Source organism: Bdellovibrio sp. HCB337 (genome assembly GCF_047302465.1).
Taxonomy (GTDB): domain Bacteria; phylum Bdellovibrionota; class Bdellovibrionia; order Bdellovibrionales; family Bdellovibrionaceae; genus JACMRP01.
In genome coordinates, this window is the sequence record NZ_CP178621.1 from 3167018 (window position 1) to 3183279 (window position 16262).

The 16262-nt window shown below is 45.0% G+C and carries 13 protein-coding genes; 5 read left to right on the plus strand and 8 right to left on the minus strand.

Annotated elements, in window-relative coordinates:
- Positions 1–13: 13 nt before the first annotated feature.
- Together ACLWBB_RS15270 and ACLWBB_RS15275 are read right to left on the minus strand one after the other, a co-directional pair.
- Complete coding sequence (locus ACLWBB_RS15270) at positions 14–1489, minus strand: DUF1552 domain-containing protein (protein ID WP_413288408.1); 1476 nt, start codon at positions 1487–1489, stop codon at positions 14–16.
- A gap of 9 nt (positions 1490–1498) precedes the next feature.
- A complete protein-coding gene (locus ACLWBB_RS15275; RefSeq protein ID WP_413288409.1) occupies positions 1499–3547 on the minus strand; it encodes a DUF1588 domain-containing protein in 2049 nt (682 codons plus the stop codon).
- A gap of 529 nt (positions 3548–4076) precedes the next feature.
- On the opposite strand from ACLWBB_RS15275, the gene ACLWBB_RS15280 reads away from it, so the two are divergent.
- The 3 genes from ACLWBB_RS15280 to ACLWBB_RS15290 all read left to right on the plus strand — a co-directional run bounded on the left by ACLWBB_RS15280 (position 4077) and on the right by ACLWBB_RS15290 (position 6975).
- Positions 4077–5177, plus strand: coding sequence for an RCC1 domain-containing protein (locus tag ACLWBB_RS15280; RefSeq protein WP_413288410.1), 1101 nt, complete (start codon positions 4077–4079; stop codon positions 5175–5177).
- A gap of 224 nt (positions 5178–5401) precedes the next feature.
- Positions 5402–6139: a TIGR02147 family protein gene (locus tag ACLWBB_RS15285; protein ID WP_413288411.1), complete on the plus strand. Its 738-nt coding sequence runs from the start codon at positions 5402–5404 to the stop codon at positions 6137–6139.
- On the plus strand, positions 6136–6975 hold the full coding sequence (locus ACLWBB_RS15290) for a hypothetical protein (RefSeq protein ID WP_413288412.1): 840 nt from the start codon (positions 6136–6138) through the stop codon (positions 6973–6975). The genes ACLWBB_RS15285 and ACLWBB_RS15290 overlap by 4 nt, the downstream gene beginning before the upstream one ends.
- A 47-nt stretch (positions 6976–7022) precedes the next feature.
- On the opposite strand, the gene ACLWBB_RS15295 is transcribed toward ACLWBB_RS15290, so the two are convergent.
- Positions 7023–8417 carry a hypothetical protein gene (locus ACLWBB_RS15295; RefSeq protein ID WP_413288413.1) on the minus strand — a complete coding sequence of 465 codons (1395 nt, stop codon included), beginning with the start codon at positions 8415–8417 and terminating at the stop codon, positions 7023–7025.
- 392 nt (positions 8418–8809) lie between these two features.
- Between ACLWBB_RS15295 and ACLWBB_RS15300 the strand changes: the two genes are divergently transcribed.
- Positions 8810–9127 carry an RNA recognition motif domain-containing protein gene (locus ACLWBB_RS15300; RefSeq protein ID WP_413288415.1) on the plus strand — a complete coding sequence of 106 codons (318 nt, stop codon included), beginning with the start codon at positions 8810–8812 and terminating at the stop codon, positions 9125–9127.
- Positions 9128–9491: 364 nt separating this feature from the next.
- On the opposite strand, the gene ACLWBB_RS15305 is transcribed toward ACLWBB_RS15300, so the two are convergent.
- The 4 genes from ACLWBB_RS15305 to ACLWBB_RS15320 form a co-directional block, all read right to left on the minus strand.
- Complete coding sequence (locus ACLWBB_RS15305; protein ID WP_413288416.1) at positions 9492–9929, minus strand: hypothetical protein; 438 nt, start codon at positions 9927–9929, stop codon at positions 9492–9494.
- A 257-nt stretch (positions 9930–10186) separates the two neighbouring features.
- Positions 10187–11164, minus strand: a complete 978-nt coding sequence (locus ACLWBB_RS15310; RefSeq protein WP_413288417.1) for a GNAT family N-acetyltransferase — start codon at positions 11162–11164, stop codon at positions 10187–10189.
- A gap of 58 nt (positions 11165–11222) precedes the next feature.
- Entirely contained in the window at positions 11223–12164 is a 942-nt protein-coding gene (locus tag ACLWBB_RS15315) for an SDR family oxidoreductase (protein WP_413288418.1), read from the minus strand.
- Positions 12165–12177: 13 nt separating this feature from the next.
- Complete coding sequence (locus ACLWBB_RS15320) at positions 12178–12678, minus strand: hypothetical protein (protein WP_413288419.1); 501 nt, start codon at positions 12676–12678, stop codon at positions 12178–12180.
- A gap of 175 nt (positions 12679–12853) precedes the next feature.
- On the opposite strand from ACLWBB_RS15320, the gene ACLWBB_RS15325 reads away from it, so the two are divergent.
- Positions 12854–13282 (plus strand): hypothetical protein, encoded by a 429-nt coding sequence (locus ACLWBB_RS15325; protein ID WP_413288420.1) that lies wholly within the window; start codon positions 12854–12856, stop codon positions 13280–13282.
- 131 nt (positions 13283–13413) lie between these two features.
- On the opposite strand, the gene ACLWBB_RS15330 is transcribed toward ACLWBB_RS15325, so the two are convergent.
- Positions 13414–16131, minus strand: a complete 2718-nt coding sequence (locus ACLWBB_RS15330) for a S8 family serine peptidase (RefSeq protein WP_413288421.1) — start codon at positions 16129–16131, stop codon at positions 13414–13416.
- Between the last annotated feature and the right edge of the window lie 131 nt (positions 16132–16262).

Consider the following 16262-nt stretch of genomic DNA (forward strand, 5'->3'; position numbering starts at 1 on the left):
CGCGCATTCGAATCTAAGTTAAGATCTCAGAAATTGGCTGATAGAATCTTGCTTTTAACGGATGAGTTGCTGGGAAGTTACCGTAGTAACCAAACCCTTTACCGTCTGGAGTCGCAAAAGCGTATTCAGACTGTGGGATTCCCATCAACTGCAGCAATGTAATCAAGAAACAATTATAAGGCATGCCTGTCATTGTGTAAGGCTTTTGCTCTGGCATCACAACGTAACGGCCTGAGCGCAACATTCCGCCCATGTTTCCGATCAAGACCTGGTTCGAATCCATCCCCTTGTGCCCGTCATCGCCACCAAGATCTTGCATTCCACCAGAACACAACATTCCCGTAATCATGTTTTGAATATAAGTTCTGCCAGTGTTGCCCTCTTGAACATCAAGAGGCGCTAAGAAGCGATCGGCAATCAAATTGGCGAAATACTTCCACCACACTTCGTAAGCAGTTCTTTGCTTCGCAGTGCCGACATTCCCGTGCATAGTATCGTGCACGTTGGCGCCAAAGCCACTGAGGCCCGGAATCCACTGTGGATCTTGTCCTTCAAAAGCCATAACTCCGACTTTTGTAAGACCGCATTTAAATGCAGTCGCAAGCAAATCCATATAAAGAGCATTATAAAGAGCTGGATCTACAGGTGATCCAGGATCGTTTGGTTTTGCGCACATAATCTGAGGTGCTGCCACCGTCAAAGATTTTTGTAAATCCGAGATATAACCCATGTGCTGATCTAAGCGTGCCTTATCGTCCGCAGAAATGCGGCGGCCGTTTTTAAAATCAGTATAAGAGCCATAAACGCGGTTTAAGATATTGGATTTTAATTGATTGGTTGTATCGGCAGGAGTGGTCGTTCCTCCCGTCAAGCTACTGAAAACCTCTGTATAGAATTTTTTAAGGCCCGTCGAATTATATCCTGGGATCACCTGCGTAGAGGTTCCCACTTTTTGATAAAACAATCCACCCGCGCCTAACAAGTCCACGCGAATCGCTTTACGCACATTCGCTGGAGTTGAATCTGGATATAAAGTTTTAGAGGCTTCCAACACTGTATCGATAGTTGGATAACCACCTTCTGAGTTTCGATCCGTCGCTTGTGCCAAAGCGAAATTTCCGTGCGAAGAACCGTAGGGAACAGAAGCATCCAAACCACGAACGATCGTCAATTGATCGGCGTTTTTCAGAGACTCGTATCTTGCGTTGCTAAGGACCGGGCTAAAGGACGTTGCAGTCCCAAGGTTTCGCAATAAAACTTCTTTAGCACCACTAGTGCCAACTGCAGTTGTTGCAGAACTCTTTGCTGGCCAGAGAACATTTAAATTATTATGGTCAAACCAGAAAAGCATCATGCGTTTTGGGCTTACAGTCGATTGCGCAAAAGCCTCTACAGGCAATAAGCTTGGCAACATAGGAAGCGCAAGAAGTGTTTTCCCCGCACCAACTAGAAACTGACGGCGTGTTTTTTTGCAATAGTACATCGACATAAAATCCCCTTAGTTATTCCAACGTCTAAATTCTGGTGACAGAACCAAGCTCTTAATAGCCCCAACTACCGAGCCCTGCGTGACGTTGTCCCCGTACATCGTTTTTAAACTTTGATTCATCTGACAATTCGCCGAAGCATCCGCTGGAATGCGGGCTTCGAAGCGCTTCAAGTGCTTCACGAAGCACATCATTGCGCGATCACTGTTTCCTAACTCGCTTGCCATTTGGCGCGAGTTACTTACAGAAACAGAGCTTCCCGTGATTTCTGATGTAGTAACACTTGTATCTACTGCAAGCTGCTTCACAGCCTGTGAGCCATTATAAATTGTTTCCATCGTACGGAAGCGACCGAAGCTATCGAAATTTTCAAATGCATAACCAAAGCTATTGAATTTGCCATGGCACTGCGCACAGCTTGAACCAGCAACCTCTGTTGCTCTTGCAGTTCTCATACGAGTCGTGATGATGTCTTCAGTCACCACTGGCGGTAATGACGACGGCGCACTTGGTGGTGGTAACCCGATATCTTGACACAAGACGTGTTCAATCACATGCAAACCGCGCTTGATTGGTGACGTTGTATAACCAGAACGTTTGGTTAACATAGCTGCACGGTTCAAGAATCCAGATCTTTCATCTGGTAAAGTATTCGTCGCAGCACTCAGTCCATAAATAGTACCTAGGCGAGTATCTGTGGCACTTGTGTATTTAGAAGTCATTACGTCTAAGAAACTGCCCGAGCGGTTCAATACGACTTCAACGAAATAGTTATCAAGTTCGTTGCTCATCACATCGCCTAGGCCCGTTGTATTGATGTTACCGATAAAGGCTGCGTCGTATTGCAGGCGATCGAAAACATCGTATCCATAAGATTCACGGAACAGACGACGGATCATGTCTCTAGACCCAGCAAGAGTCAAAAGACGATCTACTTGTTGGCTGATGATGGCGTCATTCAAAATCTGGCCGTTGTCAGCCAAAGCTTTCAATGTCGCATCTGCAGGTGCACCTGTTAAGAAGAAGGCCATTTTTGTTGCAAGCTCATGCGCCGTCAAATTCAAAACAGTCGAACCAGCAGCCACCGCTGTTCCTTTATCATAAATCTTATAAAGGAAATCAGGCATCGTAGCGATAGAAGTAAATGTCAGTTTTAGAAGATCTGCTTTTGATAAAGTGCTATCCCAAAAACGAGCTGCTACGGCATTAGCCTCAGTCGTGCTAAGTGGACGACGGAAAGCTCGGCTTCCCAACTCGCGCACAAATAACTGATGGCAAGCCTGAGTGATCGTTGCAGCGGCTAAGCACTGACTAGTATTAGGATAGTTTTGCAATCCTGTTGTCGCAGCAGAGACGAGCTCTCCTGCGCGGAATGCTGAATTAAAGAGTGCATTTGAAATCGGAGCTGTCATTAGCATCGCTTGCTCTTTAAGAGTGTCGCGATCGACCGTTGCGATATCTGTTGGAATACCATCCAACTGTGCAACCAAGGTCGCATCCGTTTTTAGAGTTGTAGCAAAGCCATCCAGCAAAGCAAACAAAGCACCTCTATATTCGCGATTTGTTAACTTAACCAAAGGCGTTTTCTGCATGACACCAGTGGTGCAAGCAAACTCTTGGCGGTTCGCTGGGCTTACAACAGGCGGTGGATTATTCATATCAACTGTTAACGCGGCTGCGATAGCCTCAACTTGAGACGCCGATAATCGGATGGCACCCATTTGTGGAATTGAATTTATAGCTAATGTAATTTGTGTCGCATCTCGAGACTTTTTCGCAGAAGACTCAACGGGACCATGGCAAGACGCGCAGTTTTGCGTATAGAGGACTTTACCTTCCAGGACCTCTGGTGGAGGCGTCGGCGTTGGGTTCGTAGTAGATGGCAAATCTGTGCTGCCACCGTTATTGCTGCCATCATTGCTGGCGGCGGTGTTAATTCCCTCTGGCAGAGTTTCAAATCTGCCACAGTTTTGAAAGGCCAGAACCATCGGAAGCAATAGAATGCTTACGGCCCCTGATTTTGAAAACAAGGTGCGTATAAAAGATTTTGTGATTCCCATTTGTGCTTCACTCCCCAGAATACAGCTTATATTATTTATCGGCTAAAAAAACTGGAGCTTCTCATTTTGATAGTCTAGGTTTGAGGGTTTTCCCTATTCTCAAATAAGACGAATTTGAGAGCTACAAAGTGCTGCACGAATGCAGCGCTTTGCAAGCTAGGAATCGAGTGCATTTATTGACTTTAAGGGTCTCGCAAACGGACCACTTCCATTTGCAATCAACGCTACCGATGGAAATAAACTTCGACTCGAAATGACTCATCACTTCTACTAACGACGTTTTTCAATTTGCTCTCTGCGATAGACCTGTTGACTCTGGCAATTTGCTTTTTGTTTAAGAGGGGCGCTGCTCGAACGCAGCACTTTTAAGTCGTGGCAACGAGTTATAATTGGCGTCTTCTTTTCTGCGACTGTCACCATGAGGCTTATGGCAAATCAGGAAAAAAGCAGAAGAAAGTTTCTTACACTTCTTGGCGTCTTTGCTGGATGGCTCAGTCTAAAAAGATTGGTGTTAGCTCAAACTGTTCCAATGGGATTCATGAGAAGAGTTCCTGCACCAACGCCTACCCCATCACATCCCTCAGAACCATCTTCAGTGACTTTGTGGTCTTGGGGACTTAACAGCAATAACGTCTTAGGAAGTGGCTCGACACGCTCTTCTCCAGTACAAGTTGGAGCTTCGACAAATTGGTCGACGATCTCTACAGGCAATGGCGACAATGGATTTGCAATTTCTAAGACCGGTGCACTTTATTATTGGGGTGGAAATGCTTCAGGTTCGCTGGGTAATAATAGTGTCGCTTCGGTCAGCTCGCCAACAAATAATAGCGTCTATGGAAATCTCGTTTCTGCGGGCGGCACTCATACCTTGGGTCTCGCGACAGACAACGCATTATATTCCTGGGGTGCAAACGGCGGCGGCCGTCTTGGTGACAACTCAACAACGAATAAAAGCAATGCCGTCCTAATTTCATCCTCTACTTGGACTTCAATCTCTGCAGGAAGTGATCATAGTGTTGGGGTGAGAACCAACGGCACTTTGTGGACCTGGGGAACTGGAACTGCGGGTCAGTTGGGATTAGATGCCACAGCTTCGAAAAGTTCTCCCACGCAAGTTGGCACTGATACAAATTGGGTCAAGGCCGTTGCTAGCGCAAGCTTTAGTCTTGCCCTTAAATCCAATGGGACCTTGTGGGCTTGGGGTAACAATACCTATGGTCAACTCGGAGACGGCACTGTCACTGCGAAAAGTTCTCCGACCCAAGTTGGAGTTGGCACAGCTTGGTCGAATGTATCCTCATGCAATCGTCATGTTGTGGGTGTGCAAACCAATGGCTCTATGTGGGCTTGGGGTTACAACGGAACAGGATGTTTAGGAAATCGCGATGTGAATAACATCAGTACGCCCGTACAAGTCAGCGACAACGACTGGAGAGAAATCACTGCAGGCTCGGACTTCACAGTGGGAATAAAATTTAATGGAACTTTGTGGGCCTGGGGCAGTAATGGTGCAGGCCAGATCGGTGATAGTACAATCATCGATAAAAGTTCGCCTGTTCAAATCGGAGCTGCGACCAACTGGTATAAAGCGGTCGCAGGCTCCTCACATGTTATAGCTTTAAGAGGCTAACTTTCTATCAGTCACACTGAGGAACCGTGTATTGCTTAGTGAAAAGATATTTGCCTAACGCGGGTGCTTGAGATCTTTAAAGTGTTCCCACTCTGTTCCCGCAAAATAACTTCGTTCTTTAAATAGCTTATGTTGCTTATCAGGGCTCTAACACCGAGCCTCACTTTGTAAATAGGAGCCATTTTTTGATATATCAGATTCAAGAATTGTGAATAAATCACGCCATGACATTACAGCAATTCATACAGCAACAATTCAAACAGCGCCAAGATAAGAACCCAAAGTTTTCACTAAGAGCCTTCGCTCGTTTATTGCAAACAGATCCGAGCTCGCTCTCGAAAATCCTTAATGGAAAAAGAATTCCTTCTCCGAAAACTATTTCTATGTGGATCGAAAAGTTAAAACTCAATGAGGAAGAAGCGACCGAGCTTGTCAAATCTTCGAATGTGACAGATTCGTTTAATCCGCTTAGTTCTGAATTTTTTGAATCCACTTATAGCTGGGCTCATCCCATTTTACTTGAGGCCGTGAAGCTGCCTGATTTCCCTCGCAGAACTTCTCATTTGGCTCGTCTCTTCGGAATGACGGAAGAGCAAATTGAACAGACCCTCGATTATCTGGCTCAGCACAATATCCTTCGTAAAAACAGTGATCAGCGTTCTTATGCGCCGACAAATATGACGACCATGCCAATCCCCTACACCACTGAGCTACGTCGCAATTTGCAAAAGAAGTATTTGGATCTAGCTCAAAAAGCCGTCGAAGAAGTGCCATTTGAACAGCGTGACAACCGCACGTTGACCATCGCAATTCATTCTGAGGATCTTCCGGCTATTCGTGCCATCATTCACGAAGCACAAAACAAAATTAATAAGATATCTGAAAAGCGCCGCTCGAAAGTAAACACTGTCTATAACTTTAGTTCTGCGTTTTATCCCGTCATCGAGGAATCTTTGCCATGAAAAAACTATTTCTACTACTAAACTTGTTCGTAACCGCATCCTTCAGCCACGCCTTCACAGAGGATGGCCAAGTCACCAATGGTGGTGATCCTTATGCAGCAGAGTTCTTTCTTTTACTAGACAGCTCTTTGGCCAAAATGCCGTTGACGTTACCCTTGAATAGCGGCGGAGTGCTTGAGCGCTCGGACCTAGAAACGGTTCGCCGAACTGTCCAAGTCACCTCTGAAGAGAGTTTGACTTTAAAAGGTCGCGAAGTCGGCGCTATCAATCGCCCATTCACGAATCCCCCTAGCATCGTTCTTTCGCGCACGTTTTGGAACAAACTTGATCTAGATCAAAAGCTGCATTTGGTATTGCATGAAACGCTTCCTGTTGCGGGTGTTTTTGATGCGGATTACAAAAACTCTTCGACCCTTGTTCAATTGATCGAGAACATCGCTCCGATTTCTTATCCCACGCTACTGGCCTCTGTTGAAACTTGTGACCAAAGCTTTATCGAGTCTATTTCAGGCGCGACTCTGCAATCTTTGATTACACCCCAACAACAAAGCTCAGTATTATTTCATGCTTTAGATTATAAGTGCGCACCGATGATCAAAAAGTTTCATGAGTGGCAGATCAATATGGATATCTGCATGGGTTCTCTCAGCCTGATGAACTGGTTTTTACGAACCGACATTCGGAATCTTGAAAAAGTCGTCGAAGTTATTCAAATCTTGAAAAGCGGCGGGGTTTCGACGTTGAAAACTTGCGCTCGGAAAGTAAATGACAGCTGCAAGTTCGCAGAAAAACTTCCAGATAAAGAATCCTTACTCCCTGCACTTCAGTGCAAATAGAAAAGGGCCCTCATGGGGCCCTTTTTAGTTTCTATGTTGATAGTTTATTACTCTGCAGGATTCACAATCGAAGGCGCAAACGTCGTTTTGCGCATATCTAGTTGATGCTGTACAAAGTAGAGTTTATCCGCAAGCGGGCTTGGCGATAGAGTAGACGTTAATACGATTTCTCCGATCACGTAACGCTTCTTTGCTTCGGTCTCTGCGATCACATAGTACATACGATCATTGGTTTTAAGCGAGCTTAGTTTGTATCTAAAGTCGGTCTCTACTTTACCTGGCACATAAGGCGCCGAACTCATCGCCATCGCACGGCGATTGTTTTCAACGTTGTCTAAAGCTGGCTTAAACACAAGACGCCATGGTCGTTTTTGGGATTGAGGATCGATGCTTCGGCCTTTGCTATCCATTTGCGCAAGACTTTGGATCGAAATCACAAAAGGATGTGGACCTGCATTAGAGTGAGCCTCGAGTTTTTCTTCCGGAATCCCTGTCACTTCAGGAATGACTTGGAAGAACCTTTTACCCACGAGGTTCATCACCTGGTGGTTCACGACGTTTTTACCATAGCGTGTTGCCATTTCTTTTTTCTCTTGGCCGGTCGCTGTGCTAAATCCAGATGGTGCGTGCGCCGAGAAATCCGGAGAGAATTCGTACTTAAAGAAGTTATGATCAGGACCCTGCCCTGCCAAAGACTCCATGGCAACAAGGTCGATACTTCTTTGACCATCTACTAAGAACTTAAGTCCCAAACCAGGGATAAACTCTAACGCTAAAGACTTACCGCCGACCTCAATTGTGTGTGCAACAGGATTTGCGATAGAAAGTCTCATCATTAGCGGAACGCCCTCTTCATTGCCTTGAGGACCTAACAGACCCGTGAATGGATTTTCAGCTTCACCAACCACTTTGTCTTTTGCACCCAGTTTTTTAAGCTTTGGATAAATAATCATGCGACCCGAAGCCAAAGTTCCAAACGCGTGGACCTTTTTAGTTTCACGTTCTTGGAAAAACTCGCAAGTTCTATTGAAGGTGGACTTAAGACTTTTATAGCCGACAGATTCGTTTACATTCGGAGCTAGGAACTTTGTTGTCGCAACAACCGCATCGTTTGCATAGCTCAGGCGATGACTCGGATAAAACGCATCACGAACATACAGCGTATTTGCGCCATTCAAATCTTGAGCAACGTCTTCCACATTGGTAGACACTTGCGCTGTCGCGTTTTTACCAGCGGAAATTTCAAAGATAGAACTTTTGTGATAATTCATAAACATCGTTTGTTTCTGAACTCCCAATAGCGAGTTCGAAACTTCACACGTTGATTCGTTAGCAACCCCGCGCTCAGTCTTATCAGCACTCGTTGAAGAGACCTTAGACGTCGTACATCCGATACAAAAAAGAACAAAGGCTGCGGCCTGAATAGCACTAAAAAATTTCATCCTGAAACTCCGTGTTGCTGTAGTATGTCGTTTTAAACAATACTAGCATTCCCATTAAAAAAAGGGATCGGCCATGGGTACAAAGGGTCCCGTTCTTCATAGTTCTAGCTAAAGATCTAGCCCCAGGAAGAGGTCCTTTTAGCTCTCTAGGCTTGCCCGAATGCGTGCAACCTCATATCTGATGTTTGTTGATACGCACACAGTCTTAGGCTCAAGTCGCCCACCGCCGTTCTGAGCCAAGAAATTGTTCATAATACCGGGTTGGCACTTTCAAGGTATCTAGTTTCGCGCTTCTGTGTTCTACTGCCACCCACAGTCCGTTCAGATAGAGCTCATGAGATTTTCTTTTTTGACCTTCGAGAATGGCCCCACAGCTTTTTAAGGAGGCATTTATGGGAAAAAAATTATACGTAGGTAACCTTTCATTCACAGTTGATTCAGATCAGTTGGCAGGCGTTTTTGCAGAATTCGGTACAGTTGAAACTGCAAACGTAATCACTGACCGTGAAACTGGTCGCAGCAAAGGCTTTGCTTTTGTTGAAATGGCTGCAGAATCTGAAGCACAAACTGCTATTCAAAAATTGAATGGTATGGATTTGGGCGGTCGCGCGATGAACGTTTCTGAGGCAAAACCTCAAGAAAAACGTTCTGGTGGCGGTGGCGGCGGTGGCCGTGGTGGTTTCGGCGGCGGCGGACGCGGTCGTTACTAAGCCTTTCTATATTCTTTAAGATATACCTAGGCCTTTATAGGGGCAAAAGTTGATCTCGTGGTGGAGATCACGCATGATCGTAGGGAGTTCTCCCTACGATCTGACTCTGGTCTCTTCCTACAAAGGCATAAATTCATAATGAGAGATAAACCTGCTTGCCGAAATATGAATCACGGTAAACCAAATTCCCCTGTGGCGTTCTGCCCAAACTGCGGGGAAAAATTCAGAACTAGTACTTCAAATCGAGCTTGCGACCTTGTCCGACACAAAGAACGTCTAAAAACAGGCTGCTCTTTTTGTTTTGATTGCGGAAAAAATCTAAAGACTCTTTTCGCCCGTCCTTAATACAATCAAAAGATCTTTTCTAAAGACTTGCAGTGAACCAGCGACGGATAGTCTGTTCGCCGAAGAGTTCATAGTTATAATCTAAAAACTTTTCGAGATTCGTTTCGAATTGAAATCCATTCTTTTCAAAAAGCGGTACCAGATCCGGCTGATGATGCAGATATTGGCCGAAGTACTTCTCGCAGTATTCCATATAGTCGCGGGTATAAAGCAGGAATACGTGCCACATCTGATCGATCTCGCGCATATCATCGTCCATAATATAGAAGAATTTAAGAGCGTCATTTTCCGGTTGTAGTTTACGATCAGTGGCGTGTCTTTTAGTACCCCAGAAAAATCGCATCAGGTCCGTAAAGATATCTTCGGCGCGCTCGGCTTTATCAGGATGTTCTTTTTGAAAACGACGAACGACCGGTGGATTTTTATATTCTAAAATTTCATTCAGAGTGCAGTTCATAAGGACTCCTCCTTAACAGGGGCGATGACGAGAGAGGCACCGCCCCTTCAGATTAATTCGCGATAGCGCAACATTTGCCAATACACTTATTATTAGCTTTCTTGTTGGTCATGATAGTTTGAATAAGATTCTTTTTCATGGGACCTCCTTTCAAAAGCACAGTAAACAAATCCAATTATAAAAAATAATTGGAAATGAAAGGCCATGAGATAGCCAAAACGCTATGATGCAGAGGTTGGCGTACGACAGTAAAAAGACTACTTAAAGAACTCTGTCTTAAAGTGTCCACCATTAAGGCCGAGCTTAAAGGTGTTAAATCCCTTTGTGTCCTGATCTTGTGCGAGGATCCCGCCAAGGTCGAAGGTTTCAATAGACTGCTTTTTTAGAAGCTCGATCGCGTTCCATACAAGCAAGTAATGGGCTTGATTGTCACGACCTTCTGGAGAATTCCAGCCCACACGGTACGAGGCTGAGGTGCCATGCTTCATCACGACAATGCCTGCGATAGGACATTTATCAATACGTGCCCAGAGAATAATGGCGTCTTTAAATGGCAAGGCTGTTTCAATTTCGTGTTTAAAAAAAACAGCGTCGGGCGCTACGAAGTTTTTCTTTGATTTAAATAGATCGTAATTTCTTAAGAAGACATCCAAATGTCTGCCTTCAGTATCCACCACAACTTCGATGTTCGAGCGCTCAGCTTGACTCAAGTGACGGCGCCACTGGCTGCCGAAGCTTTTGCGCAGCTCTTCCATTGTTGGGGTCAGATTCAACCACGATGTTTCAAAACTTTGCTGTGCTTTCTTTAGCCCGAACTCTTCGGTCAAAAGTGTCGAGCTTGCTTCAGCATCCCACTCGGGCATCCAGCGGAAACGGCGGAAAACACTTTTTGGATATACTTTTTGAAGAGCCGTTGCGAAGTCGGCCATATTCTTTTCAGTGTCTTGCCCTTTCAGCCAAATTGGACCGCGATTAATAGTCACAGACTGAAAAGGTCCCAGTGCACTTACTTGAATAGCAACAAGCCCTACTACTTGCGACCCACGATCGATCGTCACCATGTGGGTGCTCTGTTTTGCGACCTTCGCAATCGCGATCGCATACTGAAATGTTTGGGTCCACGGAGTTTTCTGTGTTTGATTTAGAAACTCACGCCACTCGCGAACAGTGCGAAGTGTGAAATTCAATGTCATTTCCGGCAGGTTCTTTGGGGGATTTTGTGGTTGCGAATTCATAGAACAATCATCTCAAAGCCTTGAAGAGATGAAAATCCAGACTAGGCCAACGACCGTTCTATAATTTGCCTACGCGGTAATCTGCGATGTTTGGGTTTAAACCTTTTTCTTCGGCATCCATATAAGACCAGACATCGGGGCGTGTGCCATCGATATCGACGACGTTATATACCTTGGCAAGCTGCCCTGAGTTCACCGAGGCTTGATTCCAGCGCTGACGATCTGGATCTGCCGCTAAAGCCGCAATACATCTTCCAACAAAACGCGGAGACTCTGATAGCGCAAATCCCGGAGGGGTCTTTGCCTCTTTCCAGTTCGCTTCAGTTGCATTGAAGTGTTCAAGCATCATCTCGGACCGCATCCAGCCAGGCGACACGGACAAAGCCATTGCACCAAATTGTTTCAGCTCGTGCCCTTGAGAGAATCCCAAACGATTAATCGACATCTTCGCCAAATCATAAAAGACCGAGATACGGTAAGTTCTAAGATTGTATTCCAAAGTACCATCCGTGACTTCGACGACGACGCCACCTGGTTTGGTCAAAAGTGGAGACAGATAGTACGAGGTAATAATATGCGTATCGACGGCAAGTCTTAACATCCGCATGCCTTGATCAAGATCCATTTCCCAAAGCGGCTTATTCCAATCAGCCGGAGAGCCGGTCATGGCTTCGCCTCCCCAGATGTCATTCACAAGGATATCGATATGGCCGAACTCTTTTTGAATGCGGGTTGCTAAGGCTTGGACTTCGGACTTGTTAAGATGATCTGTCGGAATGGCAATGCCTTTGCCACCAACGCTTGTGACAAGCTCTGCGGTTTCATCAATAGTTTCAGATCTTTTGTAATCAGACCGCGCAGAACCTTCGGCACGCGTGGTACGTCCTGTACAGATGACTGTCGCACCCGCTTCACCTAATGCCATGGCGATCCCGCGCCCTGCCCCACGTGTAGCCCCTGCAACGACTGCAATCTTTCCGCTTAACGACTTCCCTGCCATAGATCACCTCTCATTACTTGATCTTCTTTTTTACCATGCCCATTATGAACGCGTTTTCGCGCTTCTTGTCGGCTTTCACAGTTTTAGGCTCTGCCTTTTTCTTTTTCGGTGCTGGCGCTTTTTCTTTTGAGGGAACCTTGATTTTTACTGGCAAGCCCAAGAGTGGATTGCGTTTCATGATCTCGCGAAGGACTGGTTTTACATCTTCTTCAAACGATTCTGAGTCTGCTGGAATGTAGAGCCAATCTTTATTCGCTGGGTGGTTCTCTAAAAACAAAAATTTCAGAAAAAAGGCGCTTTGTTTTTTGTATTCAATCGGCAGGATCACGCCATTCCAAATTTGAAAGGGATAGGTCACTTCTTTGTGTTCATAAGTGCTATCCCGTTGCTCTACCAAAATCAGAACAAGTTTATCATCAAGGTAATAAGCCATACCCCCATGTTTAGGGACCGCAGTCACACCTGGCGGTAAAAGCTCTTCGATCCAATAGAGGTTATCCAAAATTTCGTTCATAGCAGCTTTAACCTACTACAAAGCACGTGCTAAATCCAAAAGGTATTGGGAATTAGCCTCCTCCTTAAAAAACCACAGCCACATTTACCTTTTACACGGAATTGGGCCTGCGATAGAGATTTCCGTGAATCTTTGGTATTTGTATAGGCCAAATTCCATAACAACGGATGTGCCTATGAAAAAACAAATCGCATTCTTAGCAATCAGTTTTTTGTCCCTCTCAGCAATGGCAAGCACCCAAGTCACTCAATATTATTCCTGCTCAGAAAAAAACGGCAGCTCTTCACTTGAAATCCAAATGTACTTAGCAGAACCAGCTTATGTAAGTTCTATTGTCGTTCAGTCTTCAGAGTTCGGAAATTGCGAAGCGGCTGTCGGCTATGATGCTCGCATCATAGCCACCTCTGGCTCTTTGTACGATATCGAAATCAACAAACACAGCATCAGTGGCGACTGCTATTATTCTCGCACAGGGGACGCTGCAATTTCTTGGAAAGGCGCGATGACTACTAAAAAGAACAAAGTCATCACTTTTGATAAAGATGGCAGCCGTCGTACCTTCAACTGCCAACTCGACATTCACGACGTTTCTCAGTGGCAATAAGCCCCAGAGCAAACTGTTGATCTGAAAAGCCAGGCACCCTGCCTGGCTTTTTTATTTTCCAGCGACTGGAATCAAAAAAAAGCCCTCGTTGAACACGAGGGCTTTTTTTTGATGTTTTATCGTGCCGCTGACTATTTTACAGTCGGCGTGCCAAGGATGCTGTTTAAGTATTTATCCAACTCTTGGATCTTGTCGCCGCGAACATATTTGCCACGAACGTCGATCTTCTTCAGAGGATACTCAGGACTTTCTGGGAATACAGGGCTTCCCACTGCATTTAGATCCGCCATAATTTTTTGTGGCGTGTAGTCCGGATTGTCGTAGATGTCTTCAGCGCGAAGGCCCGCAGCCGTCATACGCTTTAGAAGCATATCACTGATGTAGCCCGCCACTGCCGGAGTCGCCATGGACGTTCCGCTCAGTTTTTGTCTGTAATCAGAGTACTTCATCGCTAAGTGAAGTTTAAAGACTTTGCTGACAGTCGTCGCATGAGTCATTCCAGAAGTTAAGTATTCACCGATTTTTGAATCAAAATCGTCTTTAGATGCAATACCTGCAAAACGTGGATTTTTCTTCATCGCGGCAACAATACGAGCGTCAGTCAAAGAGATCGTTGGATACTCTTCTTTTACACGCGCATTGATAATAGTAAGCACCGGAGACAAATCCGTCATCTTCACAGGAGAAAGCACATCCTCACCAACCGCAAAGATCAATGGTGTGTTTGTACCGATCAAAGTATTTGTAAAGTCTGACAAGTCTTCGTCTTGGCTTAAGCTGCCAACACCTAGAACGTTCGTCAGGTGGTTGTTTGGAGCAATACGAGTCTTGCCGTCTTCAAAAGTTTTCAAGAAACGAGAAGTTAAATCAATCGGAACCGCGCTATGCGTTTTTCCATCAACCCAAGTTCCAGAGTTTCCTGCCGCAACGACGAACAAAGTGTTCTTACCTTTTGTTCCGATCACGCTACCCAAGTGGTATTTCGTGAATTCAAAGTTCAAGAATTGGAAGATTGCAACTTTGTCTTTGTCTGGATCTAAATCTGCAAGTTTAGGAATTCTATTCGAGAACTCAGTTCCCAATGAAATACTTGCGATCTTAAGCTTTTTATCAGCCACGTGGTTGATAGCTTCTTCAAACTCGCTAAAGAAGATGAAATCAAGCGTGTTTTTCTCGAACTCAACTTCGATCGGTTCGTCCATAGATGCAAGCATTGCATCTGCAAACTTCTTCATTTCATCTGGAGTTTGTGGTTTTGCCAAACCTTCAGGGATGACTTTAGACAATTTGCTGTAGAAAGCCTCAATAACGATAGGCTCTGCCAACCACGCGTGGAAAGCAGCTTTAAACTTGCTAAGAACTTGGACTTTTTCAGTCTTCGTGATCAGAGCAGAACGTGTGGTGATACGAATTGGATAAATACGAATGTTCGCGTTCTGAGCCGCAACGATACCCGCTGTATGCGTTCCGTGAACTTCGCCTTCTGAATAAGACGACAAATACGGATGCTTATTGCGATGGAAGTACTTTCTGTACATGCTCGTGTATTCAGAGTGGAAATCAGGATCAAAAAGACGAATAAGCTCTGGAGCTCTCAAACGAACGAAAGCGTCAGTAAACTTCTTTTGCGCAGGCAAAGTCGCAAGATACTTTTTAGTCTCGTAGTTTTCTGCTGCCGTCTTTTCGATGCTTCTTAGAGCATTTTCAGCAAGTGCCAGCTTATCGTTACTGTCTTCCATAGAAGTCAGAACAGAAGTTGCTGATAACTGCATCAATGGATACTCAGTCTTTTCACGGAAAAGATCCAAATCAATGATCTGATTAGAAACGGTTGTTTCTCTCAAAGCCAGAATAGGATCAACTTCAGTGATACCACGCTTGTGATATTCCAATGAGCGAGATAGCAAATCCAAAGCGTTGACTGTTTCTTGAGTCATATCAATCGCAACACTGTGATTTCTATCAACTCGGTAAGTAAGAAGCTTGTCCAAGCCCGCTTTGAGTTCCGCTGTACGTGGGAATTCAGTAATCGCTTCTTCGATCTTTTTAATCATCAAGTCGCCGTGCTCAAGGTAAGTCAGCATCGCCAAAGGTGTCGCGACTCCGCCCGTTGAACTTGGCCATGTTTTTTGATCCAAAATTTCATAGATCGTACGAAGACCATAATCCGCAAGCTCTGGCGTTGTCTTTACATTGTCGCGGAACTTATCGTTGATCAATTTTCCACGCGCAGCCCATTTTGTGTGAAGCTCGGGATCAAAATAGTTCTTTTTGTATTTGGCATCAAAAACCATCTTGTAAAGACCAAAGACATTGAAAGACTCAGCACCGACACGGCGGAAAACTGAATTTTTCAAAACAACGTCTTCGCTCAGTTTTTTAAGGAAGAAGGCCGAGAAGTCTTTATCCAAAGAAAGCAAAACTTCAAAAACGCTAGAGTCCCCTGCAACGATAAGACCTTTTTTAACCTCGACGGCATTAAAGGCATACAATTCAGGATTTACCAAAGATGCAGAAGCAAAGCGATCATCACCCATGAAGTCATGACCGGCACCAACTACGTGACCGTTTTGAACGTCAAACGCGTATTTTTGCACCAAATCCGGGTGAGCAAGATCTGCTCCGTTATCAATAACTGCAACCGGTAAGGTCGTCAGGGATTGGTCCTGAGCTACACGTGTTACGATATCTTTTTCGTACTTTGTAAGCTCATATGTTTGGTTGGCGATGCTTGCCAAGGCAGTCGGAATAGTGCCGCCTTCAAAGTTTTCACGACCCTTCTGGGTTTCAACCGAACACCCAATAGAAAGGAATAACGCGACTAATACGATTAGTCTGATAAAGACCATTTTAGCTCCCTAGAAAAGGTTTGTTGGGGGTATAGAACCGCTCCAGAGAGAGGGTCAAGGGAACTTGTTTTGCCGCTAAGCTTCATGAGACTAATTACAGCCTACTCTTGCACTTTTTAGGATCCGATCGA